The sequence below is a fragment of the Amycolatopsis sp. NPDC049688 genome (assembly GCF_040674975.1).
In the GTDB taxonomy this organism is placed as follows: domain Bacteria; phylum Actinomycetota; class Actinomycetes; order Mycobacteriales; family Pseudonocardiaceae; genus Amycolatopsis.
In genome coordinates, this window is sequence record NZ_JBFANY010000009.1 from 353,884 (window position 1) to 380,587 (window position 26,704).

Annotated in this window: 25 protein-coding genes; 14 read left to right on the forward strand and 11 right to left on the reverse strand. The window is 72.2% G+C overall.

The annotated features are described in order from the left end of the window. Positions 1-255, forward strand: coding sequence for a hypothetical protein (locus AB0J55_RS28200; protein WP_364254700.1), 255 nt, complete (start codon positions 1-3; stop codon positions 253-255). A 72-nt stretch (positions 256-327) separates the two neighbouring features. On the opposite strand, the gene AB0J55_RS28205 is transcribed toward AB0J55_RS28200, so the two are convergent. Beyond that, entirely contained in the window at positions 328-1,098 is a 771-nt protein-coding gene (locus tag AB0J55_RS28205; RefSeq protein WP_364254703.1) for a TetR/AcrR family transcriptional regulator C-terminal domain-containing protein, read from the reverse strand. 60 nt (positions 1,099-1,158) lie between these two features. Here AB0J55_RS28205 and AB0J55_RS28210 point away from each other — a divergent pair, with 60 nt between their 5' ends. Then, a complete protein-coding gene (locus tag AB0J55_RS28210; RefSeq protein ID WP_364254706.1) occupies positions 1,159-1,572 on the forward strand; it encodes a DUF1992 domain-containing protein in 414 nt (137 codons plus the stop codon). On the opposite strand, the gene yidC is transcribed toward AB0J55_RS28210, so the two are convergent. Further along, positions 1,555-2,202, reverse strand: coding sequence for a membrane protein insertase YidC (gene yidC / locus AB0J55_RS28215; protein ID WP_364254709.1), 648 nt, complete (start codon positions 2,200-2,202; stop codon positions 1,555-1,557). The genes AB0J55_RS28210 and yidC overlap by 18 nt on opposite strands. A 61-nt stretch (positions 2,203-2,263) precedes the next feature. Next, on the reverse strand, positions 2,264-2,536 hold the full coding sequence (locus AB0J55_RS28220; protein WP_364254712.1) for a DUF6412 domain-containing protein: 273 nt from the start codon (positions 2,534-2,536) through the stop codon (positions 2,264-2,266). 69 nt (positions 2,537-2,605) lie between these two features. Between AB0J55_RS28220 and AB0J55_RS28225 the strand changes: the two genes are divergently transcribed. From AB0J55_RS28225 to AB0J55_RS28245, 5 genes are all read left to right on the forward strand, one after another. Beyond that, a complete protein-coding gene (locus AB0J55_RS28225; protein ID WP_364254715.1) occupies positions 2,606-3,727 on the forward strand; it encodes a metallophosphoesterase in 1,122 nt (373 codons plus the stop codon). Between the two features lie 87 nt (positions 3,728-3,814). Next, positions 3,815-4,459, forward strand: coding sequence for a DUF998 domain-containing protein (locus AB0J55_RS28230; protein WP_364254717.1), 645 nt, complete (start codon positions 3,815-3,817; stop codon positions 4,457-4,459). Then, on the forward strand, positions 4,456-5,247 hold the full coding sequence (locus AB0J55_RS28235; protein ID WP_364254720.1) for an alpha/beta hydrolase: 792 nt from the start codon (positions 4,456-4,458) through the stop codon (positions 5,245-5,247). Before AB0J55_RS28230 ends, AB0J55_RS28235 begins: the two co-directional genes overlap by 4 nt. A gap of 46 nt (positions 5,248-5,293) precedes the next feature. After that, on the forward strand, positions 5,294-7,759 hold the full coding sequence (locus tag AB0J55_RS28240; protein WP_364254723.1) for a hypothetical protein: 2,466 nt from the start codon (positions 5,294-5,296) through the stop codon (positions 7,757-7,759). Positions 7,760-7,912: 153 nt separating this feature from the next. Beyond that, positions 7,913-8,560 carry an HAD family hydrolase gene (locus tag AB0J55_RS28245; protein ID WP_364254726.1) on the forward strand — a complete coding sequence of 216 codons (648 nt, stop codon included), beginning with the start codon at positions 7,913-7,915 and terminating at the stop codon, positions 8,558-8,560. Here the strand turns inward: AB0J55_RS28245 and AB0J55_RS28250 are convergent. Beyond that, positions 8,550-9,017, reverse strand: a complete 468-nt coding sequence (locus tag AB0J55_RS28250; protein WP_364254729.1) for an NUDIX domain-containing protein — start codon at positions 9,015-9,017, stop codon at positions 8,550-8,552. The genes AB0J55_RS28245 and AB0J55_RS28250 overlap by 11 nt on opposite strands. Positions 9,018-9,130: 113 nt before the next feature. On the opposite strand from AB0J55_RS28250, the gene AB0J55_RS28255 reads away from it, so the two are divergent. Beyond that, entirely contained in the window at positions 9,131-9,550 is a 420-nt protein-coding gene (locus AB0J55_RS28255) for a DoxX family membrane protein (protein ID WP_364254732.1), read from the forward strand. Positions 9,551-9,569: 19 nt separating this feature from the next. Here the strand turns inward: AB0J55_RS28255 and AB0J55_RS28260 are convergent, their stop codons facing one another. From AB0J55_RS28260 to AB0J55_RS28280, 5 genes are all read right to left on the reverse strand, one after another. Further along, a complete protein-coding gene (locus AB0J55_RS28260) occupies positions 9,570-10,172 on the reverse strand; it encodes an ATP/GTP-binding protein (protein WP_004561734.1) in 603 nt (200 codons plus the stop codon). After that, positions 10,153-10,524: a DUF742 domain-containing protein gene (locus tag AB0J55_RS28265; RefSeq protein ID WP_004561733.1), complete on the reverse strand. Its 372-nt coding sequence runs from the start codon at positions 10,522-10,524 to the stop codon at positions 10,153-10,155. The genes AB0J55_RS28260 and AB0J55_RS28265 overlap by 20 nt, the downstream gene beginning before the upstream one ends. Next, entirely contained in the window at positions 10,521-10,937 is a 417-nt protein-coding gene (locus tag AB0J55_RS28270; protein ID WP_043776694.1) for a roadblock/LC7 domain-containing protein, read from the reverse strand. The genes AB0J55_RS28265 and AB0J55_RS28270 overlap by 4 nt, the downstream gene beginning before the upstream one ends. Next, on the reverse strand, positions 10,937-13,471 hold the full coding sequence (locus AB0J55_RS28275) for a nitrate- and nitrite sensing domain-containing protein (RefSeq protein ID WP_364254736.1): 2,535 nt from the start codon (positions 13,469-13,471) through the stop codon (positions 10,937-10,939). Before AB0J55_RS28275 ends, AB0J55_RS28270 begins: the two co-directional genes overlap by 1 nt. A 600-nt stretch (positions 13,472-14,071) precedes the next feature. Beyond that, on the reverse strand, positions 14,072-14,728 hold the full coding sequence (locus AB0J55_RS28280) for a transcriptional regulator (RefSeq protein WP_364254739.1): 657 nt from the start codon (positions 14,726-14,728) through the stop codon (positions 14,072-14,074). Between the two features lie 197 nt (positions 14,729-14,925). On the opposite strand from AB0J55_RS28280, the gene AB0J55_RS28285 reads away from it, so the two are divergent. Then, positions 14,926-16,782 carry an AMP-dependent synthetase/ligase gene (locus AB0J55_RS28285; protein ID WP_364254742.1) on the forward strand — a complete coding sequence of 619 codons (1,857 nt, stop codon included), beginning with the start codon at positions 14,926-14,928 and terminating at the stop codon, positions 16,780-16,782. Here AB0J55_RS28285 and AB0J55_RS28290 read toward each other — a convergent pair. After that, a complete protein-coding gene (locus AB0J55_RS28290; protein ID WP_364254744.1) occupies positions 16,779-17,678 on the reverse strand; it encodes an SDR family oxidoreductase in 900 nt (299 codons plus the stop codon). The genes AB0J55_RS28285 and AB0J55_RS28290 overlap by 4 nt on opposite strands. 306 nt (positions 17,679-17,984) lie before the next feature. On the opposite strand from AB0J55_RS28290, the gene AB0J55_RS28295 reads away from it, so the two are divergent. Then, complete coding sequence (locus tag AB0J55_RS28295) at positions 17,985-19,232, forward strand: MFS transporter (protein WP_364254746.1); 1,248 nt, start codon at positions 17,985-17,987, stop codon at positions 19,230-19,232. A gap of 321 nt (positions 19,233-19,553) precedes the next feature. After that, entirely contained in the window at positions 19,554-20,960 is a 1,407-nt protein-coding gene (locus AB0J55_RS28300) for a GGDEF domain-containing protein (RefSeq protein WP_364254749.1), read from the forward strand. On the opposite strand, the gene AB0J55_RS28305 is transcribed toward AB0J55_RS28300, so the two are convergent. After that, positions 20,938-21,819: a hypothetical protein gene (locus AB0J55_RS28305; RefSeq protein ID WP_364254752.1), complete on the reverse strand. Its 882-nt coding sequence runs from the start codon at positions 21,817-21,819 to the stop codon at positions 20,938-20,940. The two genes, AB0J55_RS28300 and AB0J55_RS28305, sit on opposite strands and share 23 nt — an antisense overlap. A 157-nt stretch (positions 21,820-21,976) precedes the next feature. Between AB0J55_RS28305 and AB0J55_RS28310 the strand changes: the two genes are divergently transcribed. From AB0J55_RS28310 to AB0J55_RS28320, 3 genes are all read left to right on the forward strand, one after another. After that, positions 21,977-24,130 carry a phospholipase A2 gene (locus AB0J55_RS28310; RefSeq protein ID WP_364254755.1) on the forward strand — a complete coding sequence of 718 codons (2,154 nt, stop codon included), beginning with the start codon at positions 21,977-21,979 and terminating at the stop codon, positions 24,128-24,130. A 144-nt stretch (positions 24,131-24,274) separates the two neighbouring features. Beyond that, positions 24,275-25,948: an LCP family protein gene (locus AB0J55_RS28315; protein ID WP_364254758.1), complete on the forward strand. Its 1,674-nt coding sequence runs from the start codon at positions 24,275-24,277 to the stop codon at positions 25,946-25,948. A gap of 180 nt (positions 25,949-26,128) precedes the next feature. Continuing rightward, positions 26,129-26,599, forward strand: a complete 471-nt coding sequence (locus AB0J55_RS28320) for a helix-turn-helix domain-containing protein (RefSeq protein ID WP_364254809.1) — start codon at positions 26,129-26,131, stop codon at positions 26,597-26,599. Positions 26,600-26,704: the final 105 nt, after the last annotated feature.

Below are 26,704 nucleotides of genomic sequence, written 5' to 3' on the forward strand. Positions count from 1 at the left end.
GTGGAACCGTTCCTGGTGCACATCCGCTGCGACACCGACGGCTACACCCACGCGATCACCGAGGACGAGTTCGCGGCGGGCCGCCACGAGGGCCGCTTCCGGGCGCTCTGCGGCCACGAGGTCCTGGCGGCCCCGATGATCGAGGAACCGGGCCGGTTCGACCCGGTGTGCCGGGAGGTACTGCGCGCCGGCGACGCCGAGCCGGCGGTGCCGCGGCAGGAGCGGCGCCGGTCGAGGTGGCGCACCCGCCGCTGACCGGACACGGCTGACTCTGCGGCGGTGGCACCTCGGCCTCGCCTCGCCGCACCCGGCCGGCGTGCAGCGGCGCTAGTCCACCAGGGCCTGGATGCCGTCGAGCATGCGGTTCAGCCCGAACTCGTACGCCGTGTCGCCCTGGGCCTTGGCTCCCTGGTCGAAGCCGCCGCCCAGCCAGATGCGGTTCATCGCCGGGTGGGCGTCCACCACGAAGTAGTTCTCCCAGAACGACGAGCGCTGGTGCCACCACGCCTCGGTCGACTGGCCCGTGCTCCGCTCCAGCCTCGTGTTCTCCGCGTCGAGGGCCGCGTTCGCGTCGACGTACGTGCCGATCCCGTTGGCCGCCGCGACCGCCTCGCGCGGCGGCAGGCCCAGCGCGTCCATGATCGACAGCAGGTACTCCTGGCCCGCCAGCTGGCCGGGCCCGAGCGGCGGCCGGACGCGCGAGACCTCGCACAGCCACGGGTGCTCCCGGTACGCCTGCCGCGTCCGCTCGGCGTAGAGCGCCACCTGCTCGCGCCAGTCGCCGGGGCGCGGCTCGCCCGGCCCCGGCAGCCGCCGCCCGACGAGGACGTCGTCGACCATCAGGTCGACCAGCTCCGCCTTGCCCGGGACGTACGTGTAGAGCGTCATCGTGCCCGCGCCGAGCTCCTTCGCGACCCGGTGCATCGACGCGGCGGCGAGCCCGTCGGCGTCCGCGACCGCGATCGCCGCGGCGACGATCCGCTCGATCGTCAGGGTCGGGCGGCGGCCCCTGGTCGGTTCGCCGGTGCCGCCGCGGGCGCGCCAGAGCAACGCGAGCGTCCGGTCGACGTCCTCGGCACCACTGCGTTCGACGGTCATGCGGTCCCCTCGCTTTTCCTCGGACATTACCCTGGACGGCAGCAGGAGGGGGTGTCACCGATGACCGCACGCAAGCCGCCCAAGGTGTCCTTCCGCTGGTGGGTGGACCGGCAGATCGACGAAGCCCGCGAACGCGGCGAGTTCGACGACCTGCCCGGCACCGGGCAGCCGCTGCCGAAGCCCACCGGCCACGACGCGGCGACCGACTGGGTGCTGCGCGAAGTCCGCAAGGGCGGCCACGACACGAAGGCGTTGCTGCCGCCGGCGCTCGCGCTCAAACGCGAGGTCCAGGACCTGCCGGAACGGCTCGCCGCGGAGCGGACCGAACGGCAGGTGCGGGAGCTCGTCGAGGACCTCAACACCCGCATCCGCCAGGCCTACCTCAACCACCTCTCCGGCCCGCCGCTCACGGTGGCGCTGGTGGACGTCGAAGAGGCGGTCGAGGACTGGCGGCGCTCACGGGCCGCGTCGTAGCCACGCCCGTTCCGCCGCGCTCCACGCCGTGGTCGTGAGCAGGTAGATCCCCGCGGCCTGCGGCACGACCAGCGTCGCCAGCACGGTGCCGTAGGGCAGCAGCCGCAGCAGCTTCCCGCCCGGCACCCCGGCGGCGGCGGGCGGCTGCCGCCGCACGGTGAACCACGCCACGACGGCGAGCCCGGCCGCGATCACGAACACGAGCGGGCTGCCGGCCAGGCCGTGCGCACCCAGTGGCGTCCCGAGGAGGGTCGCGCCGAGCAGCGAGTTGGGTTCGCCGCCGATCGTGGCCGTGGTGAACAGCCGGTACATGACCGTGAAGAACGGCAGCTGCAGCAGCATCGGCAGGCAGCCGGCGAACAGCGAGGCTCCCGACTCCTGCTGCAGTTTCGTCATTTCCGCGGCCAGCCGGTCCCGGTCGCGGCCGTGTTTCTCCTGCAGGGCCCGGATTTCCGGCAGCAGGGCGGCCCGGGTGCGCTCGCCGCGGGCCGCCGACCGGGCGAGCGGGTGCAGCACCAGCCGCACGGACAACGTGAAGACGACGATGGCCAGCGCCGCGGGCAGCGGGCCGCTGAGCCAGTGGATCAGGTGGTACGCACCCGCGACGGGCACGTCGAGAAAACCGAACATGGGCAGCACTCCGCACAAGGGGAAGGAATGGGGCGGTGAGCGGAATGGCTGCGCTGAGGAACTACGCAGCCGTGCTGCGGAAACCGGGTGCTCGTGGCCTGCTGCGGCCGGGCGCGCCGGGATCGCGGAGCCGGATCGACTCGGCACGGCGGGCGCGGCGGCGCAAAGCGGTGACGCGGCTGCGCACCGGCGAAGACCACACCGCCAGCTCGCTCCGGTGCGTGCTGCCGACGAGCAACACGACCAGCAGGCTGGCGGCGGCGAGGGAGGCGAAGGCGACCAGGGCGGTCGGGCTGACCAGCACGGGGAACGCCAGCTCGAGCAGTGTGTGCACAGCGCCCCCTTCCTCCTTCCACCAGACTAGCGAAAACGCTAAGAGCCCGGTGGGCTGTAACCTGGTTCGATGAGAGGGCAACTGGTCGTCGTGCCGCTTCTGGCGCTGCTCGTGCTGTTCGCCATGCCGTGGTGGACGCTGGTGCTGGCGCCGGACTGGGGCACCGCCGGCACGATCGCCGGGACGGCCGTCTTCGCGCTGGCCATGGTCACCATGCCGGTCGCCATGGTCCGCGGGCACGCACGGCGGCAGCAGGACGCCGCCGCCCGCCTCGGCGACTCGCTCCTCGCGGTCATCTGGGTGCTGTGGAGCTGGTCCGTGCTCAGCCTGGTGCTGCGGGCCGCGCTGCTCGGCGTCGACGACCCGGTGCGGTCGCGGATCGTCGCGGGCGCGACCGTGCTGGTCGCGGCCGGGCTGCTGGTGCACGGCCACCGCGTCGCCATGCGCGTGCCGCCGGTGAAGGCGGTCGACGTCGCCATCCCGCGGCTCGGGCCGGGGCTCGACGGCCTGCGCGTCGCCGTGCTGACCGACACCCACTTCGGGCCGATCGACCGGACGAAGTGGTCCGAGCAGGTGGTCGCGGCGGTCAACGCCCTGGAGGCGGACGTCGTCTGCCACGCCGGCGACCTCGCCGACGGCGCGGTGGCCAAGCGCCGCAAGCAGGTCGACCCGCTCGGCGGCATCCAGGCCGGCCTGGGGCGGTTCTACATCACCGGCAACCACGAGTACTTCGGGGAAGCCCAGGCGTGGCTCGACCACATGGAAGGGCTCGGCTGGGACACCCTGCACAACCGCTCGACGCTGCTCGAGCGCGGCGGCGACCGGATCCTGTTCGCCGGCATCGACGACCCGACGGGCACCGCGTCCGGCCTGCCCGGCCACGGCCCCGACCTGGCCGCGGCGCTGGCCGGCCGGCCCGAAGACGTCCCGGTGGTGCTGCTGGCCCACCAGCCCAAGCAGGTCCGCGAGGCCCGCGAGGCCGGCGTCGACCTGCAGATCTCCGGGCACACGCACGGCGGGCAGATCTGGCCGTTCCACCTCCTGGTGCGGTTCGACCAGCCGACGCTGTCCGGCCTGACCCGGCACGGGCCGACCCAGCTGTACAACAGCCGGGGCACCGGGTTCTGGGGCCCGCCGTTCCGGATCTTCGCGCCCAGCGAGATCACGCTCCTCACCCTGCGTTCGGCCTGACGTCCACGCCCGGGATCGCCGGGCGCGGTTCCTACCGACAATTTTTTTTGTCTTGACAGATGAATGGGTCGGCTTCAGGCTGTGCTCATGACCACCACAGCGCTTCGCACCAGCACCTTCCCGACCACCCGGGCCCTGCTGACCTGCGGCATTCTCGCCGGGCCCGTGTTCGTGGCCACCGGCGTCCTCCAGGGCCTGACCCGAGCCGGCTTCGACTTCACGCGGCACCCCGCCAGCGTCCTGTCCAACGGCTCGCTCGGCTTCGTCCAGATCACGAACTTCCTGGTCACCGGCTCCCTGACGATCGCAGCCGCGGCCGGGCTCCGGCGCGTCCTGCCCGGCCGGTGGGGTCCGAGACTGCTGACGGTCTACGGGATCAGCCTGCTGTGCGCGGGCGTGTTCCGCGCCGACCCGCAGGACGGCTTCCCGGCCGGCACACCCGCCGGCCCGCCGTCGTCGGTCAGCTGGCACGGCACGCTGCACTTCGCCGCCGGCGGCATCGGGTTCCTCGCCCTGGTCGCGGCCTGCTTCGCGATCGGCTCGCACCTGCCGCCCGCGCGGGCGTGGTACTCGCGGCTCAGCGGCCTGCTGTTCCTCGCGGGGTTCGCGGGCGTAGCGTCCGGGTCGACGAGCCCGGTGGTCATCCTCGGCTTCTGGGCGGCCGTGATCATCGCCTTCGCCTGGCTCGCCACCACGTCGTTCCACCTGCTGTCGCGAGGAGAGTCCCGATGAGCACGACGGTTTCCGCCGACGGCACCGAGATCGCCTACACCCGCGCCGGGTCCGGCCCCGCGCTCGTCCTCGTGGACGGCGCGATGTGCTACCGCGGCTCCTCCCCCAACGACGCGCTGGCGAAGGAGCTGGCCGCGCACTTCACCGTGTACACCTACGACCGCCGCGGCCGGGGCGAAAGCGGTGACACCGGGCCGTACACGGTCGAGCGCGAGGTCGAGGACCTCGCGGCGCTGTTCAAGGAGGCGGGCGGCGAGGCGTTCCTGTTCGGCATTTCGTCCGGCGCCGCCCTGGCCCTCGAAGCGGCTCGCAGCCTCGCGGTCCCGAAGGTGGCGGTGTACGAGCCGCCGTTCATCGTCGACAACACTCGCAGCCGCGTCCCGGCCGACTACGCGACCCGGCTCGGCCAGGCGCTGAAGGAGGGCAAGCGCGGCACGGCGGTCAAGATGTTCATGACCGAAGGCGTCGGCCTGAGCGGGGCCACGGTGGCCCTGATGCGGATCATGCCGTTCTGGGCCAAGCTCAAGAAGGTGGCCCACACGATCCCGTACGACACGGCGATGGTGCTCGACCACCAGGCCGGCGAACCCCTGCCCGCGGCCTGGCCGGAGGTGAAGGTCCCGGCACTGGCGATCGACGGAGGCCGCAGCCCGGACTGGATGCGCCACGGCGTCGCCTCGTTGGCGAAGGTGCTGCCGTCGGCGGAGTACCGGACCCTGCCGGGCCAGACCCACATCGTGAAGGCGCCCGCGCTGGCCCCGGTCCTCGAGGACTTCTTCCTCGGCTGAGGGGGCTTGTACCCGTTTTGTACGGCCGCGCCCGATCGTGGCCGCCATGAGACGTCTGCTGCCCACCACCCTCGCCGCCGCACTGGCCACCGGATTGCTCGCCGCCCCCACCCCGGCGGGGGCGGCTGACCTGCGGATCGCCAACGGCGGCTTCGACCTGGGGCTGACCGGCTGGAGCGGGTCGCACAGCGCGGGCGGGGTCACCGCGACGACGTGGGACGGGCGCACCACGGCCCGCATCGACGACACGGCGGCGGACAAGGCCTACGGCCGGGAAAGCCAGCCGGGGCTGCCCGCCACCGCCGGCGTCCGGTACACCGCCTACGCCCAGGTGTGGACCGAGAGCGGCGCGGCCGACCTGTACCTGCGGTTCCGCGACTCGGCCGGGCAGCTGCTCGGCAGCGTCACCGGCGGTTCGGTCTCCGGCAAGCAGTGGAACATCGCCGACGCGTCGGGCGTGGCACCCGCAGGCACCGCCAGCGTCTCCGCGCTCATCTACTCGGGCGTCGGCAACGTCGGCACGGCGTTCTGGGACGAGGTGGTGATCAGCAAGGACGACACGGACCTCGGCGTCCAGCTGGAAAGCAGCGTCCCCAACGCCACCACCTTCGCCGGCGGCAAGGCCTACGCGGTCTACACCGGCACCGCCGACAGCAACCCCCAGCTGGCGGTGATCGACGTCGCCACCGAGAAGGTCACCTCGAAGCTGACCTTCCCGGACACCGCCGACACGCCGACCGTCGGCGGCTGGGCCGCCACCACGGCCACCGACGGCAGCGTCTACCTGGGCACCTACCCGAACTCGAAGCTGTACCGCCACGTGCCCGGCACCAGCACGCTGACCGACCTCGGCCGCGCCGAAAGCGGGTACTCCTTCATCTGGGACCTCGAAGCCGGCGCCAACGGCAAGGTCTACGGCGGCACCTACAACAACGGCCGCTACTTCAAGTACGACAACGGCACGTTCACCACCATCGGCGCCACCCCGATCGTCCCCGGCGCGGAGTACGTGCGCAGCATCGCCCACGACCCGGCGGCCAACGCGACCTACCTCGGCACCGGGACGAACGCTTCGCTGGTGCGCTACGACAACGTCACCGGGCGGACCGACAGCCTGCTGCCCGCCGAATACGCGCACAACTCCATGGTGGGCGGGCTGACCTGGACCGGCGGCCGGCTGTTCGCCTGGCTCGACCGGACGCTGCTGGTGCTGCAGGTCGTCAAGAACGCCGACGGCTCGTACCGCTCGGTGGTGGACGCGACGATCACCGACACCGACCTGCACCACTCCCCGGCCGCGGACGGCAAGGTCTGGTTCGTCAAGGACGGGCTGCTGCAGTCCTACGACATCGCCACGAAGGCCGTGCAGGCGACGAGCGTGCGGCCCGACCTCGACGTCACCGGCTACAGCTGGGAGAACGGCACGCTCGCCGGCCTCGGCGCGGGCCCGGACGGCACCCGGATCTTCAAGTACAACCCGGCGACCGGTGCGTCGAGCACCCGGCTCGTCACCGGCACCCCGGTGCTGCCCGCCGCGATCAACGCGCTCGGCACCGGACCGGACGGCAGGATCTACACCGGCGGCTACCTCACCGGCGGCACCGGCGTGTACGACCCGCTGCACGGCGACGCCGACGAGAACCACCCGGACACGAAGACCCTCACCGGCCTCAACCAGACCGACAGCCTGCTGGCCCACGACGGGAAGCTCTACATCGGCGTCTACCCCTCGGCCCGGCTGTACAGCTACGAGCCGGGCGGCGCGTGGCCGCCGAAGCTGCAGTACACCGGCGGCGCCGCGGGCGACAAGGCCGCCGACTGCCGCGCGGGCGAGGGCCCGCCGCCCCAGGACCGCCCGTACGCGCTGGCCGGCGCGCCCGACGGGACCGTCTACATGGGAACGGTCCCGAAGTACGGCAAGCGCAGCGGCGCGCTGAACATCTGGCAGGACGGCACGCCGGGCCGGACGGTCTGCGTCGTCCCGGACCAGGCGGTGGTCTCCCTGGCCTACGCGGGCGGCAAGGTCTTCGGCGGCACGTCGACGCGGGGCGCGCTGGGCGTCAGCCCGGTGTTCGCGCCGGGCGCCTCGGCGGAGGTGTTCGCCTACGACCCGGCGAACGGCGCGGTGGCGCGGTACCCGCTGCCGTCGACCCGAGCGGTCACGGCGTTGACCGAGGTGGACGGCCAGGTGTGGGGCCTGGCCGGCGGAACCCTGCTCACGTTCGACCCGGCCGCACCGGCCGCGATGAAGACGCAGCGCCTGTTCCCGGACCCGGACTACGACGCGAAGCCGACGATGGCCTGGCGCGACGGCGTGCTCCTGACGGTGGCCAAGGACCCGGCCCACGTCTACGGCACCCAGGGCGACCGGATCTTCAAGATCGACAAGGTCACCAAGGCGGTCACGGTCCTGCTGACCGAGCCGGGTATGGAGGACCTGACGGCGGACCGCTTCGGCGACCTGTACTACAAGATCGGCGAGCGCCTGCACCGGCTGACCGTGCACCCGTAGCCGGGAGCGGAGAACCACAGCCCGGCCTGGGCCGCGACCGTCCGGACCCACCCGGGGAAGGGCGGGAGCGGCGGGCCGGGCACTACGGCAGGCCTTCCGAGCTCGTCACAACTCCCTTGCCTGAACGATCACCGACCGGGCATCGTGCAGGGCGTGCCCACCCGCGCCCTGGTCTTCGACTTCGACGGCACGCTCGCCGACACCGAGTCCGCCGTTCTGCAGGCCTGGCAGGAAGTCTTCCGCGCCCACGGCACCGAACTGCCGCTCGACGCCTGGTACGCCGTCATCGGCACCCAGCACACCACGCCCGCCATGTTCGCCCTGCTCGCCGAACACGCTCCCGGCGTCGATCCCGATGCCCTGCGGCCGGTCACCAAAGCCCGGGTCCACGAACTCCTCGAGACCCTCGGCCCGCGCGACGGCGTCGGAAGCTACCTCGAATCCGCGCGCGAACAAGGCCTCAAGCTCGCCGTCGCCTCCAGCTCGTCCGGGGCCTGGGTCAACCCGCACCTCGAACGGCTCGGCATCGCCGGCTACTTCGACGCCGTCCTCACCGGGGACCTCCACCAGGCCAAGCCCGACCCCGACCTCTACCTCGCCGCCCTCGCGGCACTTCGGGCACAGGCGCACGAGACCATCGCCTTCGAGGACACCCCGCACGGCGTCACCGCCGCCAAGGCCGCCGGGCTGACCTGCGTCGCCGTGCCCAACGCGATCACCGAAAGCCTCGACTTCGGCCAAGCCGACGTCGTGCTGCCGTCCTTCACCGCCAAGCCGCTGGACGCCCTGCTCAGCCGCTGACCAGCGCCAGCAGCCGGTCGAGGAACGGCAACTGGCCCTTCACCAGCTTCTCCCGGGCGAGATCCACCGGGAACCACGCCACCCGGTCCACCTCGGGGAACTCCTGCTGACGGCCCGAGCGCGGCGGCCACTCCATGGTGAACGTCCCCGGCACCACGGACGCCGGGTCGAGGTCGGCCGCCACCGCCCACGCCGTGACGACCTTGCCGCCCGACTGCTTCACCTGGCCCAGCGGGACGTACTCACCGGACGGCGCCGGCAGCCCCAGCTCCTCCCTGAACTCGCGCCGCGCCGCCGCCTCCGGCAGCTCGTCCGGGTCGAGCTCGCCCTTCGGCAGCGACCACGCGCCCGCGTCCTTCTTCGCCCAGAACGGCCCGCCCATGTGCCCGAGCAGCACCTCGACGTCGTCGCCGCGGCCGCGGTGGAGCAGGAGCCCGGCACTCTGTTTGCCCGCCATCGGCCCATCCTCCCGAAACCCGGCGGAAGAAATTCCGGCGGGGTTGTCGATCCGGGGAGAAGTCACTCGACGCGCAGGCAGAAGGCAAGCAAGCCCCAGGGAGAGGAACCACCATGACCGCCACCATCGCCCGCGGAACGCAGACCAAGACCGACGTCACCGGCATCGTCGTCGGCGTGAGCCGGATCGTGATCTCGTTCCTGTTCGGCTGCCACGGCCTGCAGGGGTTCGGCTTCTTCGGCGGCATCGACGGCCAGGGCGGCGGCGTCCCGTTCGGCTCGTTCCCCGGCTGGTGGGGCAGCGTCCTGGAACTCGCCGGCGCCCTGCTGCTGCTCGTCGGGCTGGCCGGCCGGGCCGCGGCCATCCTGCTGTCGGGCGTGATGGCCTACGCCTACTTCACCGTGCACGCGCCGATGGGGCTGCTGCCGCTGCAGAACATGGGCGAGCCCGCCGCGGTCTACTCGTGGGTCTTCCTGCTGTTCGCCGCGATCGGCCCGGGCCGCTTCGCGCTCGACAACCTGCGCAAGCGCTGACGAGCGGGCGCGGTCGGACTCAGTAGCCGCCCTGGGCGGCCGCGAGGTCGGACCGCGCCATCACGTGCTCCATCAGGCTCGTCAGCACCTGCTTGGTCGACTCCCGCTCGCGGGCGTCGCACAGCAGCAGCGGGACGTCCATGCCGACGTCGAGCGCCTGCCGGACCTCCTCCGTGCCGTAGCGGTACGCGCCGTCGAAGCAGTTCACGCCGACGACGAACGGCAGGTTGCGGCGCTCGAAGAAGTCCACCGCGGCGAAGCAGCTGTCGAGCCGCCGCGTGTCGGCCAGCACCACGGCGCCGAGCGCGCCTTCGGCCAGCTCGTCCCACATGAACCAGAACCGGTCCTGCCCGGGCGTGCCGAACAGGTAGAGGATCAGGTCGGGGTTGATCGTGATGCGGCCGAAGTCGAGGGCGACCGTCGTGGTCGTCTTCTGCTCGACGCCGGACAGGTCGTCGACCCCCTCGGACGCGGTGGTGATGACCTCCTCGGTCCGCAGTGGCGGCACTTCGCTCACCGAGCCGACCATCGTGGTCTTGCCGACCCCGAACCCGCCGGCGATGAGTACCTTGACCGCGGTCGCGGTCAGGTTCCGCCGGGGGTCAGAGTTTCCGGATGCCATCAAGAACCGCCTGCAATACGTGTCGGTTGGGAGTTTCCTGGACCGGTGCCGCGGTACGGAACAGCACCAGGTTCTGCTCGATGAGGTCGCTGAGCATCACCTTCACCACGGGCAGCGGCAGATCGACCCGGGCGGCCACCTCGGCCACCGAGACCGGCCGCTGGCACAGGGCGATGATGCGGGCGTACTCCGGTTCGAGCATGCCCGCCTCGTGCGCGGTGCGCAGCGCGACCACCAGGGTGATCAGGTCGAGCCCGAGCGTGTCCGACCGGGTGCGGCCGCCCGTGACCGCGTAGGACCGGACCAGCGGGCCGGCCTCGTCGTCGAACCAGGCTTCGTGCCGTGCGCTCATGGTGCAGTGGGCTGTGCGCCGGCGGTCCGCGGGGCCGAGGTGAGGACCTGGCCGACCCGCTTCACCATCAGGTTCATCTCGTACGCGACCAGCCCCATGTCCGCGTCTTCACGGGCCAGCAGGGCGAGGCAGGCGCCCCGCCCGGCCGCCGTCACGAACAGGAACGCGTGGTCCATCTCGACCATCGTCTGGCGGACGTTGCCGCCGCCGAAGTGCCGCCCGGTGCCGCGGGCCAGGCTCTGGAACGCCGAAGCCACCGCGGACAGGTGTTCGGCGTCCTCCTCGGAAAGGTTGCCGGACCTCCCGATGAGCAGGCCGTCCGAGGACAGCACCACCGCCCGGTCCGCCCCGGCGACCCGCTTGACGAGGTCGTCCAGCAGCCAGTCGAGCTCGTGGGCGCCTGAGTTGACCATTACTCGCGCTCTCCGTACCTGTCGTCGTTCTCGGGAAACTCTTCGTCACGGGCCCGCCGGGTGCCCTGCTGGAAGGCGGACAGCCTGCTGCGGGCGGCCTCCGGCGAGTCCAGCCGGACCTCTTCGCGTTCCGGTGCGGGCTTGTCTTCCCGCAGCTGGGGCACGAGGTTCTGCTGGCGGCGCCGTTGCGGCAGCGGCGGGCGGCCGGGTGCCTCCGGGCGGCGCGGCTGCTGCGGCCGGCTTTCCGGCGTCGCGGCGGCCCGCGGCTCCTGCGGCGGCCACACCGGCTGCTGCGCGGCCGGCCGCGCCGGGCGCGAGGTCCGGTTCGGCGGGGCGGGCGGCCGGACCGCGGCCACCGGCTGGGCCTGGGTCGGCTGGCTCACCGGCTCGGACACGGACCCGACCGGGACCGGCGTCGGCACGGACGGCGGCTGCGGCGGGGCCGGCGGCGGCACGGTGACCGGCGGGACCGGCGTCGGCGGCGGGGTCACGGCCGCGGGGGCGGTGACCGGGGCCGGCGGCGCGGGCGGCTCGGTGCGGTGCCGGGCCGGGCGGCGGACCGGCCGCTTGAGCGGCGCGACCTCGTCGTTGGCCGTGGTCTCCGGCTCGACCGGGTTCGGCACGAGCTCCGGCTTCGGCGGGGTGATCGGCTGCTCCGGCTCGGTCTCCGCCAGCGGGGCCAGCAGGTCGGTGCGCACCAGCACGATGGCCCGGGTGCCGCCGTAGGCCGACTCCCGCAGGTGCACCTGGATGCCGTGGCGGGCGGCCAGCCGCGCGACCACGAACAGGCCGAGGCGCGGCTCGTCCGACAGCGCCATGATCCCGAAGTCCGGCGGGTCGGCCAGCATCGCGTTGATCTCTTCGGTCTGGTCCGGCTCGAGCCCGAGGCCCTGGTCCTCGACCTCGATCACGACACCCTTGCCGACCACGTTGCCGCGGATCTCGACCCGCGACTGCGGCGGCGAGAACGACGTCGCGTTGTCGATCAGCTCCGCGAGCAGGTGCACGAGGTCGCCGACGACCGGGCCGCGGACCGCGATCTGCGGCAGTACGGCCGCCTTGACCCGGGCGAAGTCCTCGGTCTCGGCGGACGCGCCGCGGACCAGCTCGGCCAGCCCGACCGGGTTGCGCCACTGGCGGCCCGGCTGGCCGCCGCCGAGGATGATCAGGTTCTCGGCGTTGCGGCGGGCGCGGGTGGAGAGGTGGTCGAGCTGGAACAGCGTGTCCAGCTGGTCCGGGTCCTCCTGCTTGCGCTCGGCCTGGTCGAGCACCTTGAGCTGGCGGTGCACGATGACCTGGCTGCGGTGGGCGATGTTGAGGAACACCGTCTTGGTGCCCTCCTTGGTCTTCGCCTCGTCGATGGCGGCCGCGATGGCGGTCTGCTGCGCCTTGTTGAACGCGTCGGCGACCTGGCCGATCTCGTCGGTGCCGTGGTCGAGGAAGTGGCCGCCCTCTTCGAGGTCGACGGGCTCGCCCGCCTGGACCCGCGCGACCAGTTCGGGCAGCCGGACCTCGGCCGCGTCGAGGGTGTCCTCCCGCAGCCGGTGCAGCCGGCCGATGAGCCGGTTCGACAGCCGGACGGCGACGAAGACCACGAAGACCGCGAACAGGACGGCGATCACACCGGCGATCAGCGACTCGGTGAACGTCGAGTCGGCGTCGTCGATCGCGGCCTGGCTGGCGTTCGAGCTCTGCAGGACGAAGATGCCCATCAGCGCGTCGCCGACCTGGCGGGCGGCCGCGCGCCACTGGTCCTGCGGCACCGGCAGCTTCGACAGGTCACCGCGCAGGAACGCGGTCTCGACCTGGTTCACCGTCTGCCACGGCTGGCTGGCCAGCAGCTGGTCGTACTTCGCCTTGACGTCGGGGATCATCTTCGGCGCCGACGCGTCGAGCTGGGCGTGGTAGGCACCGACCTGGCCGACGTAGGCGCGGAAGTCGTCGTTCGTGAGGCCGCCCGCGGCGAGCCCGGCCGCGGCGAGCGCGTCGCTGCGCTGCATCGCGTCGGCCGCGGTGAACAGCGGGATGGCGGTCAGCCGGTCGAAGGCGTTCTGGGCGCCGCGCGCGTTCTGCGCGAGCCCGGCCACGCCGTCGGTGAACTGGTCGAACAGCCGGTTGTAGTAGGTGAACGCCTGGCTGATCTGCATCTGGCCGCTGTCGACGGCCTGCCGGGTCTGCGGCAGCTGCTGGAACAGCCCGAAGAACGTGGCGATGTTCTTCTGCACGCTCGGCGGGGTGTTGTCGTAGTCGGCGAAGTTGTCGCGGAGGTTCTCGATCTCCTTCGCGGCGGTCGCGTCGGTCTTCGGGCGGACGGCCGCGAGGACGGCCCGCTGGTTGCTCTGGCCGGCCAGCAGGCTCAGCGTCGCCTGGCGCTCCTGCTGGAGCGCGGCGAAGAAGGGGATCGCGGGGGCTTCCGAGTTCCGGATCCGGCTGGTGTAATCGCGAGCGGTGACCGCGTCGTAGATGAGGTAGCCGGCCAGGGCCACCCCGACCAGCAGGAGGGCCACACTCGGGATCAGCGCGATCGTGAGCACGCGCTTCCGAATCGAGGATCCCCGGTTGCGTCGAAGAGAAATCTGCTTCACCTGGGTCCGTTTTCCTTCCGGCAGTACATGGTTTCGGGTCGCCCGAGGCGGTCAACACCCGGATTCCGACCAGCCGGATCAACATCACCGTGGTCTGCTTCGCCCGCGACGACGTTAGGCAGCCCTCCAGGGCGCGTCAAGTCCGTGGCGAGAACGTGATCTTGGAACGGTGACCCCTCCACACTCGCTGCCTGCGCTTCGAAAGTCCACCACCACAAGTCGTGAGGTTCGTCGCAGGGCGACTTTCGTTCCATGCACGTATGTGAGTACTGGAAGCGCTCCCGGTTCCGCCGCGCGTCCCCGGCGGCGCCCTCTACGTACGACAGCGGCGAATCGTTCGGTGACAAACATCACGGACCCGCGCCGGCACCCCCGGAGGCCCTCTTCGTCCGGAGTGGACGGCCGCGGGAAAGTGGAATGGGCAGGATTCGCGAAGACCACCACGGATTCCTCGGACGGACGGCTCGAATTCCCGGTAATCCGCAACCGCAGCCGGGTGATCACGCTGCGCTGGACTCCGAAACCGGTTCCGCGGCCGCAGCGCGTCCGTCAGCCCGGGAACTCGTCGGCCAGGGTGTTCCAGAAGAGCAGCTCGTAGCTCTGGAACAGCCGGGCGCAGCGGTGCGCCTCGCGTTCGTCGAGTCGGCGCGCGTCGAGGCCGGCCTGGATGGCGGCGAGCGCTTGTTCTTCTATTTCCGGAACATCCGCAGCAAAGAAGTCGAAGAACGCGCACTGCTCGCCGGTGAAGCCGTAGTGCGCGCGCATGCCCGCCGCGACGTCCCGGCAGTACCGGCCGAAGGCGGAGAAGTTGGCGAAGATCCCGGCCGCGGTCGCCGACGACTCGCCGTTCAGCGCGAGCCAGGCGACGTACGCCGGGTACGCCTGGCAGCCCGCGCGCGGGCGTTCCTTCCCGTGGTCCGGACCAGTCGCCGCGAGCAACGCGTCCAGCATCCCGTTCGCCTGCTGCTCACCGGGGGCGAGCCCGCCGAAGAAAGCGCGCGCGTTCGGCTCGTCGGCCCGCGCGGCCAAGGCGTGGAAGCTCCGCCAGTCGCTGAGGGTGATCAGCTTCTCCTCCGCGGCGAGCGCGGCGAACACCGCGCGCGGCGCCCGGCCCGCGGCGATCAGCGGCACGAGCCGGTTGCCGCCGTCCCGCGGCGCGAGTTCGGCTTGGATCTCCTCGAGCAGCTTGCGCGCGGAGTGCGTCATCGCCTACCCCCAGGTGTCCGTGACCCCTCCATTGAAGCGCGATTCCCGCGCGGCCGCCCGTGTACACAGTGGACAGTGGTGGGGACCTGACCGCTATGTCCGGTTCGACGGCGACGCTTGACGTGGCCGCGATTCTCTATCCCCCTGCGTCGGAAGCCCCTACAGTGTGGCCATCCGGAGCACCGAGGAGGCCAGCGTTGACCACCCCGTCCGTCGCCGAGCAGACCGAAGGCCAGACGATCCCGCGGCTGCTGCACCGCAACGCGGTCGAATACCCGGACCTGCCGGCGATCACCTCGCTCGACATCGAAGGGCACCCGACGCTGAGCTGGCTGGAGTTCCGCACGGCCATCGCCGAGGTCTCCCGCGGGCTGGCCGGGCTCGGGCTCGCCCCGCGCGACCGGATGCTCATCATGGCGCCCGGCTGCCCGGACCACATCATCGCCGACCTCGCCGCGGCGCACCTGTCCGCGATCCCCTGCACCGCCTACGCCACCCTCAGCCCGGACCAGATCCGATTCGTCGCGCGGCACAGCGCGGCGCCGGTCGTGGTGCTCGGCGGGGAGAACGAGCTGGCGCGCTGGCGGCCGGTGCTCGGCGACCTCCCGGCGCTGCGCCACATCGTCGTGCTGGACGAGACGGCGATCCCGGAGGGCGACGACCGCTTCCACTCCTTCGCCGACCTGCGCGCCCGGGGCCGGGAAGCGCTTGCCGCCGACCCGGAGGCGTTCGAACGGTCGTGGCAGGAGATCAGGCCGGACGACCCGCTGTCCATGATCTACACGTCCGGCACCACCGGCGACCCGAAGGGGGTCGTGCTCTCGCACCGCAACGCGATCCACCAGGCGTACGCGGTCACCGAGCTGCACCACCCGCCGATGCACGCGACGAACATCGCGTACCTGCCGCTCGCGCACATCGCCGAGCGGGAGCTGTCGATCTACCTGCCGATCGTCTGGGCCGGGCACGTCCACACCCTCGCCGACCCCTCCGGCGTCGTCGGTGCGCTCGGCCAGGTGCACCCGCAGAGCTTCTTCGGCGTCCCGCGCGTCTGGGAGAAGATGGTCGCCGGGCTCAAGAACATGCTCGCCGGCGTCCCGGAGGACCGGCGCACCGCGCTGCTGCAGGCGAACGAGCTGCTGCAGCAGGGCTACAAGCTGCGCAGTGCCGGGAAGCCGGTGCCCGCGGAGCTCGCCGAGAAGATCCGCCAGACCGACGAAGCCGCGCTGGCGCCGGTGCGCGCGCTGCTCGGGCTGGACAAGGTGCTCGTCGCCTCCAGCGGCGCGGCCGCCCTCCCGGTGGAGATCATCTACTTCATCGCCGGGCTCGGCATCGAGATCTGCGAGGTCTGGGGCCTGTCCGAGACCACGGGCGCGGCGACGTCCAACTCCGGCTCGGACTTCCGCGCGGGCACCGTGGGCAAGCCGCTCGACGGCGTCGAGGTGAAGGTCGCCGAGGACGGCGAGCTGCTGGTCCGCGGCCCGATCGTGTTCCTCGGCTACCTCCAGGAGGACGGCACGATCGCCGACGCCACCGACGCCGACGGCTGGTACGCGACCGGCGACATCGGCACGATCGACGAAGACGGCTTCGTGACGATCACCGACCGCAAGAAGGAACTGATCATCACCTCGAGCGGCAAGAACATCGCGCCGACGCGCATCGAGGGCCTGCTCAAGGAGCACCCGCTGATCGGCCAGGCGGTGGCGATCGGCGACGACCGCCCGTACGTGACGGCCCTGATCGTCCTCGACGACGAGATCGCCCCCGGCTGGGCCGCGGCGAACGGCGTCGAGGCGGCACCGGAGGAGCTCGCCGACCACCCGGCGGTGCGCGCCGAGCTGGAACGCGCGGTCGAGTCGGCCAACAGCAGGCTCGCCCGGATCGAGCAGATCAAGCGCTACCACGTCCTCCCGAAGACGTGGACGCCCGAATCCGGCGAGCTGACCCCGACGCTCAAGCTCAAGCGCCGGGTCATCAACGACCGCTACTCGGCCGACATCGAAGCCCTGTACGCCGCGGTCCGCGACCCCGAGCCGGCCGCGGGTTCCTAAGCCGTCCGGGGCGAGGTCGACTCCGTCCACTTGCGCAGCCGCGGCGGGACGCGCTTCTCCAGGCCGTAGTTCTCCAGGTGGGCGGAGAACACCTCGTCGAACGCCTTCTGCACGGTCTCGGTGTCCCACACCGGGCGTTCGAGGATCGGCTCCTTGAGGAACGGCTGGCCCATGACGTGCAGCTGCGGGCCGTTGCACCGGATCATCTGCCCGGTGATGCCGTGCGAGCCCGCGCCGAGCAGGAACAGCACGACCGGCGCGATCCGGGCCGGCGTGCGGTCCGGCGGGCAGGCCCGCAGCGACCGCTCGGACTTCCACACCATGCGCGTGTGCGCCAGCGGGCAGACGGCGTTGACGCGGATCCCGACGTCTTCGAGGTCGAGCGCCCAGGAGTAGGTCAGGGACGCGACCGCGCCCTTGCTCGCCGCGTACACGCCGAGCTTGCGCTGCCCGAGCGAAGCGCCCGAGGAGATGTTGACGATCGAGCCGCCGGTGCCGGCGTCGACCATCGCCTTGATCGCGGCCAGCCCGGTGTTGACCACGCCGAGGACGTTGACCTGCACGAGCTCGCGGGCCTGCTCGGCGTCGTCCTCCCAGGGCAGCGCCTCGTAGTTCAGCCCGGCGTTGTTGACCAGCCCGTCGATGCCGCCGAACTCCTTGACGCACAGGTCGACGATGTCCTGCGCCTCGCCCGCCTCGGCCACGCTGTGCCCGCTCGCGACGGCGCGGCCGCCGCGCGCCCGGATGGTCTCCGCCGTCCGTTCCGCCAGCTCCGCGTCGACGTCGTTGACCACCACCGCCCCGCCCGCCCGCGCGACGTGCACCGCGAACGCCTCGCCCAGTCCCCGCCCGGCCCCGGTCACCACGACCGCCTTGCCCTGCATCAACCCGTCCATCACTTTTCCCCGATCTGCGCGGCGCCGGTGGCGCGCGAGCCGTCCACCCCGGCCGGCCCTGAGTCCAGTCTTGGCCCATTCGGTCCAACGCGGCATCGCCGCGACGACGAGCGGCCGCCGCCCTGCGCCGAGCGAGCCCGGTTCGATCAGCCCGGAGGTACCCGCGAGCCGGTCACGAGGGGGTGACTGGCGGCCGTTCCGGTGACACCGCGGCGTGACCGGCGGCATACTGTCAGTGCTTTCCGGTGGTGGACCGTGACTCCCCCGGACGGGGTCGTCACTGACGAGGCACAATGCGGACGGTCCATGTTCACTCGATCGGGGGACGGTGGTGACGAGGTGACGACGCGCGCGACACCCCGGCTGCGAGCCGTCCTGGCCAACCGGGAGTTCCGCGCGCTGTGGTTCGCCGAGACGCAGTCGATGCTCGGCGACCAGCTGACCATCGTCGCGCTGGCCATCCTGATCTTCGACCGGACCGGGTCGCCGCTGCTGTCGGCGGTCGTCTACTCCCTGACGTTCCTGCCCGCGCTCGCCGGCGGGCTCGGGCTGTCCCAGCTCGCCGACCGGTACCCGCGGCGCGCGGTGCTCGCGACCGGGTCGTTCGCGCAGGCGGTGCTGATCGGGCTGATGGCCGTGCCCGGGATGCCGATGGGCTGGCTGTTCGTCCTCTTCGTCTTCGCCCGGCTGGCGAACGCGCCGTGCAACGCGGCGCAGAACGCGCTGGGCCGGGAGATCTTCGCCGACGACGACGTCTACCTGCAGAGCCAGGACCTGCGCGGGATCACGAACAACACCGCGATGCTGGCCGGCCTGGCCGCGGGCGGCCTGCTCGTGACGAGCATCGGGACGTCGTGGGCGCTGGCGATCGACGCGTTCACGTTCGTGGTCGCCACCGTCGCCGTGCGGCTGCTGGTGCTGCGGCGCCCGGCCGCCGGGAACGGGGGCGCCCCGTGGTTCGGCGCCGTCCGGCAGGTTTTCGGCGACGAACGGCTGCGCGTGCTGCTGTACCTGTCCTGGCTGGTCGGCCTCGCGGTGATCCCGGAGGGCCTCGCCGCGCCGCTCGCCGCGCAGCTGGGCGCGGGTGACCAGGCGGTCGGCTGGCTGCTGGCCGCCGACCCGCTGGGTTTCGTCGTCGGGACGTTCCTGCTCTCGCGGTTCGTCTCGACGGAACACCGCCGCAAGCTGCTGGGCGTGCTGGCCGCCCTGCCGCTGGCCGCGCTCGCGGCCTTCGCGCTGAAGCCGAACCTGGCGGTCGCGCTGGTGCTGCTGGCGCTGGCCGGGGCGACCGGCGCGTACGTCATCACGGTGACGGCCACGTTCATCACGTGGGTGCCCAACGACATCCGGGGCAGCGCCGGCGGGCTCTACCGGACGGGGCTGCGGGTCGCGCAGGGCGTGGGGGTGGGGGTCGGCGGGCTGGTCGCGCAGGGGCTCGGTTCGGCCAACGCGACCATTGCGCTCGCGGGGGCGGTGGGACTGCTCGTGGCCGTCCCGGTCGCGTTGTCCTGGCGCCGGGTCGGGAGTGGGGAACCGGGGCCGGGGCCGTCATGAACGGTTTTTCCGGGGGATTCAGCCGTCACGGTTCGACATCGGTCGCCACCTCTCCGTACAGGGCAAGATCATGAATGACATTCAGCTGGGGACGGCGAGCAATTCGCGTCCGAGTCAGCCGTCGCGGTTCGACATCGGGTCGCCACCTCCGTCAAGCGAAGCATGAACAAGCGATTGAGCCGCGTTCGACGGTCAGTTCGACCACGAACGCGCCGGTTCTGTTGATGAAGGATGATACCCGGCCGCGGAATGCGTCAACACTCTGGCAGGTACCGATGAGATTACTCAAGTGCGGAGCTAGGCTGGAAAGGAGGTGACCAATTGCATCCCGGACCAGACGACGACCCGGCCGCCGCGGGCGGGGCGGCCGCCCCGCGGGAGCGGGGACCGGCCGCGCGCCCGCCGGTGACCGCGCACGCCGAAGCGGCAGGCCGCCCGGCCGGGCGCGACCACCCGTACCGGCCCCGCAACTGGGCGCTCTGGCGCCGCCCGCCGGTGCTGATCGTCTTCATGCTCGGCCTGGAAGCCGCCGCGATCGCCGTGCTCGCGATTTCCTTCGTCCATTCCGCGGTGCCGGGCAATCGCGACTGGATCAATTTCGGGATCCTCGCGGGCGGTGCGACCGTCCACATTCAACTGACGCAGCGACAGGAGGAGCGCCGGCGCAACCGGACCAAAAAAGTCCTGATCGACCTGACCGCGGTCTGGACGTTTTCCGCGGCGTTGATCCTGCCGGTGCCGCTGACCCTGCTCGTCGTTTTCCTGATCCGGCTGCAACACTGGTTCATCGCCCGCAGGCCGGCGCACAACTTCATTTTCTCGTCGATCACCCACGGGCTGGCGGGCGCGGTCGCGCACCTGACGTACGGGGCACTCGGGCCGCACCTGCTCGGGCAGCCCGGCTGGGGCGGCTTCTGGCACGAGGCGGGCACCATCGTGCTCACCGGTGTCGTCTACGAAGCGATCCAGATCCTCTACGTCGGCGGCGCACTGGCGCTGGGGCTCTCGTCCGAGCCGACCCTGCGTAACGTCCTGGGCAGCCCGGCCGACAACCTTCTCGAAGCGGTCACCATCGGCCTCGGCGCGGTGACCGCGATCCTGCTCGCCGTCGTCCCGCCGATGGTCGTCGTGATGGCGGTGGCCACCGTGGTCTTCAATCGCCTCGCGGAACTCGATCAGCTCCAGAACGACGTCCGGACGGACCCGAAAACGGGCATTCTCAACATGCGCGGCTGGTCGGAGTCGGCGGAGCGGGCACTCGAACGGACCGCTCGATCGGGTGATCAACTGGCACTGCTGATGGTCGATCTCGACCACTTCAAGTGGATTAACGACACGTATGGCCATCCGGCGGGTGATGACGTGCTCCGCACGGTTGCGCAAACCCTCGACGAAGTGACGAGACCATCCGACTTGGTGGGCCGTTTCGGCGGTGAGGAATTCCTCGTTCTGTTGCCGGACATCGACGAAGAAGCGACGTGGGACGCGGCCGAGCGCATCCGCACGGCGATCGCCAAGCTGCACATAGTGACGACGGACAAGCGCGGCGACCCGGCGACGATCGCCGACCGCACCACGTCGATCGGCGTGGCCCGCCACCCCCGCCACGGCGACAACCTGGACCGCCTCCTCCAGTCGGCCGACGCGGCGGTCTACCTGGCGAAGGAGAACGGCCGCGACCAGGTCTGCTTCGCCCCGGACAGCCTCACGCCCCCAGCCGCACGGTGAGTTCGAGCTTGACGAGCACCTCGGCGCACGACCCGGCGGAGGAGCGATCGAGCAGTTGCCGCTCCCCGCGGTAACCGGCGGACTCGAGCCGCAGCACCCGCGCCCCGGGCGCGGGCCGCGGGTGGCACCAGTGCCGCACGATCCCGGTCCCGGCGGGGTCCTTGGCGAGCAGGAGGTATTCGTACCCGAGATCGTCGGCGACCCGCCCGAGACCGTTCCACCAGAGGGCCCGGAGAGCGAGCCCGGAGCGGTCCCGGAGGAGTTCGACGGGCGGATCGGCGTGGACATCGACGCGGAACCCCCGCCGGCCGACGCGGACCGAGTGCACGTCGAGGAAGTCGCTGGCCTCGCCCCCGACCTCCGAGCCCAGGACCTCCCGCCCACCTTCCCCCGCATCCACCTCCGGCAGCAGCGCCGCCACCGTCAGCTCCGCCGCCGCGCGCCCCTCTTCCTCGCCCGGCGCCGCCACCACCCCGCACAGCTCGCCCGCCAGCATCCGGTGCCCGCGCACCTCCGCCCAGCCCAGCGCCGCCGCCCGCAACCCCGGCTCGCGCAGCCGCTCGCGCACCGGCCCCGCGCCGAACCGGGCGGCTCGCACCAGTCGCGCCGCCTCCGCGCCCCCCGTCCCGAAAAACCCTGTCATCGCCCGTCGCAGAGCCTTCAGCTCCGCACCCAGCACCACCCGCGCCACCACCTCGGGATGCCGCGAAGCCAGCGCACCCGGCGCGCAGTCGCGCAACGCCGCCGCCAGCAACCGCAGCTCCGGCGTCGCCGGTGAACGCAGGGAAGCACCGGGCGCGAGGCGTTGCAGGGCGTGCACCGTGTCCTCCACTTGCACCGCCGATCCGCTCGAGCGCACTGCCGCCTCCTGGTCGCCGTGCCCCCCTTTCCAGTCTCGACCCGGACGAGCCCGCGCCGACAGGGAGAAACGGGCAGCCGTCCGGGCAGGAAACCACCGCGCGCTCCGGGGGCTATCCCCATGCCGCCCCCACGGCCGGGCTGGCACCCTTGACCCCATGCCCGCCCAGCCCGAGCCGCCGCGTGTCCGCCGACCCTGGTCGACGTCCGGGTGGCTGCTGCTGGTCCTGCTGGTCGTCTTCGCGTTCGGGCTGATCGCCTCGCGGCCGCCGTCGCCGCCGGACCAGGGCCCGCCCACCGGGGACGTGCTCGCCGCGCAGAACGCCATCGACGCCCTGGTCCACCCCGGCCCGCACCCCGACGCGCTCGCGCGGCTGCCGAAGGACTTCACCGCGCTCAGCGGCGTCACCCCCGGCTCGATGCCGGCCCGCGACGGCACCGTCCGCGCGGTCCACGTCGACGGCGGCTGCTCGACACCGTGGGGTGACGACAACACGAAGTGGGACTACGCCGTGCCGTGCAAGGCCCACGACCTCGGCTACGACCTGCTCCGCTACGCCGACCGCAAGGGCCACCCGCTCGGCCCCGAGGTCCGCGAAGCGCTCGACAACCAGCTCTCCCACGACATGCACCACGCCTGTGACCTCAACCCGATGAACTCGGCGGGCACCTGCCGGATCGTCGCGACGCTCTACTCGGCGGGGCTGGTCGTCAACTCCTGGCACCAGCGCTGGGGCCCGCCGGTCGGCGACCCGATCGGCCCGATGGTGGCCGGCGTGCTCGTCATCGGCTGTCTGCTGGTCTTCCGGCTGCGCGGCTGGCTGCGGGCCCGCCGCGAACCCCGGCGGCCGGCGCCCGCCGTCACGCCCGCCGAGGTCAGCCGCTGGGCGCTGCTCGGGGCCGGCGGCGTCGTGGTCCTGCTGCTCGGCGAGTCCGTGACGGCGCTCGCGCACTGGGCCGGGGCGGACGAGACGGCGCTGTGGCCGCTGACCTGGCTCACCCAGCTGGCGCCGCTGATCTTCTTCGCCGGCGGCCACGCCAACACCGCCGGCTGGCGCGCCGAACAGGCCGCGGGCGGCGGCTACCGCCACTACCTCGCCGAACGCGCCAGCCCGCTGCTGCGCCCGGCGCTGATCTTCGCCGTCGTCGCGCTCCTGACGCCGCTCGCGCTCGAACTGCTCGGGATCCCGGCCGGGACGACGGCCACCGTCATGCGGATCGCGCTGCACCCGCTCTGGCTGCTCGGGGTCTACCTGCTGACGATCGTCTGCGCGCCCCCGCTGCTGGCCCTGCACCGCCGGGCCCCGGTGAGCGCGGCCGCCGGCCTGCTCGCGCTGGTCGTCGGCGGCGAGGTGGCCGCCGACGCCGTCGGCTCCCCGCTGCCCCGCTACGCCGCGACGTTCGCGCTCGCGCTCCTCGCCCAGCAACTCGCCTTCGCGCACGCTGACGGTGTACGCCCGTCTCGGCGGCTGCTCGCCGCGGCCGCCGCGACCGGGATCGCGGGGCTCGCCGTGGCGAGCGTCCTGAAGGGCGGGCCGCCCGTCCTGCTCGGCAGCCCGGGCGCTCCGGCGGCGTTGTCGGCGCCGCCGTGGGGCGTGCTGCTGCTCGGCCTGGTCCAGCTCGGCCTCCTCGGGCTGCTGGCCGTCCCGCTGGCCCGGGCCGGCCGCCGGCCCGGCGTCGTCACCGCGTCGCGGTTCGTCCTGCGCGCGCCGATGAGCCTGTACCTGGCGTTCCTCGCCGCGATGCTGCTGCTGGTCGCCGTCGTCTACCTGCCCGGCCGGATCGCCGACGGGCTCAGCTGGCTGATCCGGCCCCGGACGCTGGTCGCGGTCGGGCTGCTCGCGGTGCCCGCGACGCTCGTCTTCTGGTGGTTCGAACGGCACACCCACGGCGCCCGGCAGCCGCGGGCGGCCGACCACCCCGGCCGCCGGACGGCGGTGCTGACCCGCGCCGCGGCCGGGCTCGGGATCGGCTACGCGACGCTCGGCGTGTTCGGCTTCGCGCTGACCCGCTTCGGCGGGGTGGCCGCCGACGCCGACCTGCTGGGCCTGCGGCTCGACCCGATCCAGAGCCTGGTGCACCTGCTGCTCGGGGTGTTCCTGCTGCACACGATCCGGATCGGGGCCGGCGCGGCGACCGGCACCTGGCTGACCACGGCACTCGCCTGTGCGCCCTCGCTGCTGTTCGCCGCCGACGGCAGCACGCCCGGGTTCCTCGGCGTCACCCTGCACGCCGTCACGGCGGGGTTTGCGCTGCTGGCCGCCGCGGGAACCCTCCTCCCGGGCCGACCACCGGCGAATGTGCCGTCCTGACCAGGCGAAACCGTCGACCGTGCGGGAAACTGGGTGGTGCACGACACATCAGCGGGGGGATGTGTAACGCTACGGCAACCCGAGGACGGCACCATGCGTCCATCCCTGAGCACCACCCGATCGATGGAGTGAGGAGTCGCCCGCGTGGACCACCCGCCTCGGAACGGGCAAGGCGGCCGTCGCCCCGCCCGGCCCTGGCAGGACGAGCCAGGCCGGGACGACGCCCGGCGCGGCACCCCGCCGTCGCGCCGCCCCGCACCCCGCCGCACGCCGGCGGACGCCCGCCGCGCGGCCCCGTCGCCGACGCCCCGCCCGCAGCCGCGCCCGGCCCCGCGCGCCCGCCGCAACTCCTTCCGCGGCGCGAAGATCGCGCTGACCGTCGTCTCGCTGCTGGTGATGGGCCTGACCGGGTACGCGTGGGCGGCCATGCAGGGCCTGGTCAACGGGCTGAACTACCAGAACGTGCTCAGCGACGGCGGTGGCGGCGAGAAGCCGGCCGACGGCGCCCGCGACATCCTCCTGGTCGGCCTCGACAGCCGCACCGACGCCCAGGGCAACCCGCTGCCGCGCGAGGTGCTCGACGAGCTGCGCGCCGGTGACGCCGACGGCGAGCTCAACACCGACTCCCTGATCTTCGTGCACATCCCGAACGACGGCAGTAAGGCCGTCGCGATGTCCCTGCCGCGCGACTCCTACGTCGACATCCCCGGCTACGGCAAGCACAAGATCAACTCGGCGTACGCGCGCGCCATGCTGCAGGCGCGCAAGGACCTGCAGAAGCAGGGCGTCACCGACCCGAAGGAGCTCGACGTCAAGGCCAACCAGGCCGGGGCGAAGGAGCTCATCGAGACCATCGAGAAGCTCACCGGGTCGACCATCGACAACTACGCCGCGGTGAACCTGCTCGGCTTCAGCGAAATCACCAAGGCCATCGGCGGCGTCGACGTCTGCCTGAAGAACAACGTCAAGGACGAGTACTCCGGCGCGAACTTCACCAAGGGCCAGCACACGATCTCCGGCGTCGAGGCCCTGGAGTTCGTGCGGCAGCGCCACGGCCTGCCCAACGGCGACCTCGACCGGGTCGTCCGCCAGCAGGTGTTCATGGCCGGCATGGCGCGCAAGGTCCTCTCGGCCGGCACGCTGACCAACCCGTCGAAGCTGTCCGACCTGATCGACGCCATCAAGAAGTCGGTCGTGCTCAACCAGAACTGGGACATCTTCGGCTTCGCCCAGCAGATGAAGGGCCTGACCGGCGGCCAGCTCGAGTTCCGCACCATCCCGGTGAAGAACGTCGAGTACAAGACGCCCGAAGACGGCGTCGCCATCCAGGTCGACCCGGCCGAGGTGAAGCAGTTCGTCCAGAGTCTCGCCGGGCCGCAGCCGGGCCAGTCGGCGCCGCCCGCCGACCAGGCCGACCCGGCCAACAAGGCGACCACGGTCGACGTCCGCAACGCCTCCGGCCGCACCGGCCTCGCCGCGAACGTCGCCAAGACCCTGGAAGCCAAGGGCTTCACCTCCGGCGAAACGGCCAACGCGACCTCGCGCAAGACCACGGTGATCTGGGTGCCCAAGGGCGGCAAGGACAAGGGGCAGGCGGTCGCGGACGCGCTCGGCGGCTCGCCGACGATCCAGGAGGACAAGAGCGTCCAGGCCGGGCACGTGACGGTGTTCCTCGGCGCCGACTACGAAGGCACGTCCGCCGCCGCGGGCTCGGGCGCCGGCGCCGCGGGCGCGACGTCGTCGCAGGCTGCCGCCCCGCCGCCGGCCGGCGACGATGACAAACCGATCACGGCCGAGGGCGTTCCCTGCGTCAACTGAGCCGCTCAGCGAGCTGCCGTTAACCCGTTCGGCCTAACTCGCGCAATCGGTATCAAAGACATGCCCGAATTCGCGTAAGGGCCGGGCTCCAGCGCACTTACATACATGTGAGGGTGCACCTGCACGGGAATTATCACGGCCGTGCGGGTGCCGTGGGAGCACACGGCAGGGGACATTGATGTGCTGATCGACGGTGAGGAGTACCAGCGGATCCTCGGAGACGAGCTCCGCAAGCTCCGGCGCAGCCGAGGCTGGACACGCAAGGAGCTGAACCAGCACTTGCAGAGCGAGATCTCGCTGCAGACGCTGGCCACCTACGAGCTGGGCACTAGACAGTGCTCCGTCGTGCGCCTGGTCGAGCTGTGCGTCGCGATGGACGAACTGCCCCAGGACCTGCTGGCCAAGGTGCACCGCCGGGTGTTCGTCGACGAGCCGGGCCGGGTCCGCGTCGACCTGCGCAAGGTCGTCGCCGACGCCCCGCCCGACCTGCTGCCGCTGCGCCGCTGGGCCGAGGACCGCCTGCGGCGCAGCGGGGAGCAGACCGGCGGCGAGGTCGCCCTCGACCTGCCGGCCCTGGAGCGGATGGCCGAGCTGTGCGGGCTGCCGACCGTGGACCTGATCGCCCACCTCCGCCGCTACACCTCCCGCTAGCCCACCCGGGCGCACGTGCACCTCCCCCGCCTCGTCGGCGGCCAGCACCACCCCGCCGCGCGACGGGCCACCCGGGGCGGCCTGGTCCAGCCGGACTATCCGCTC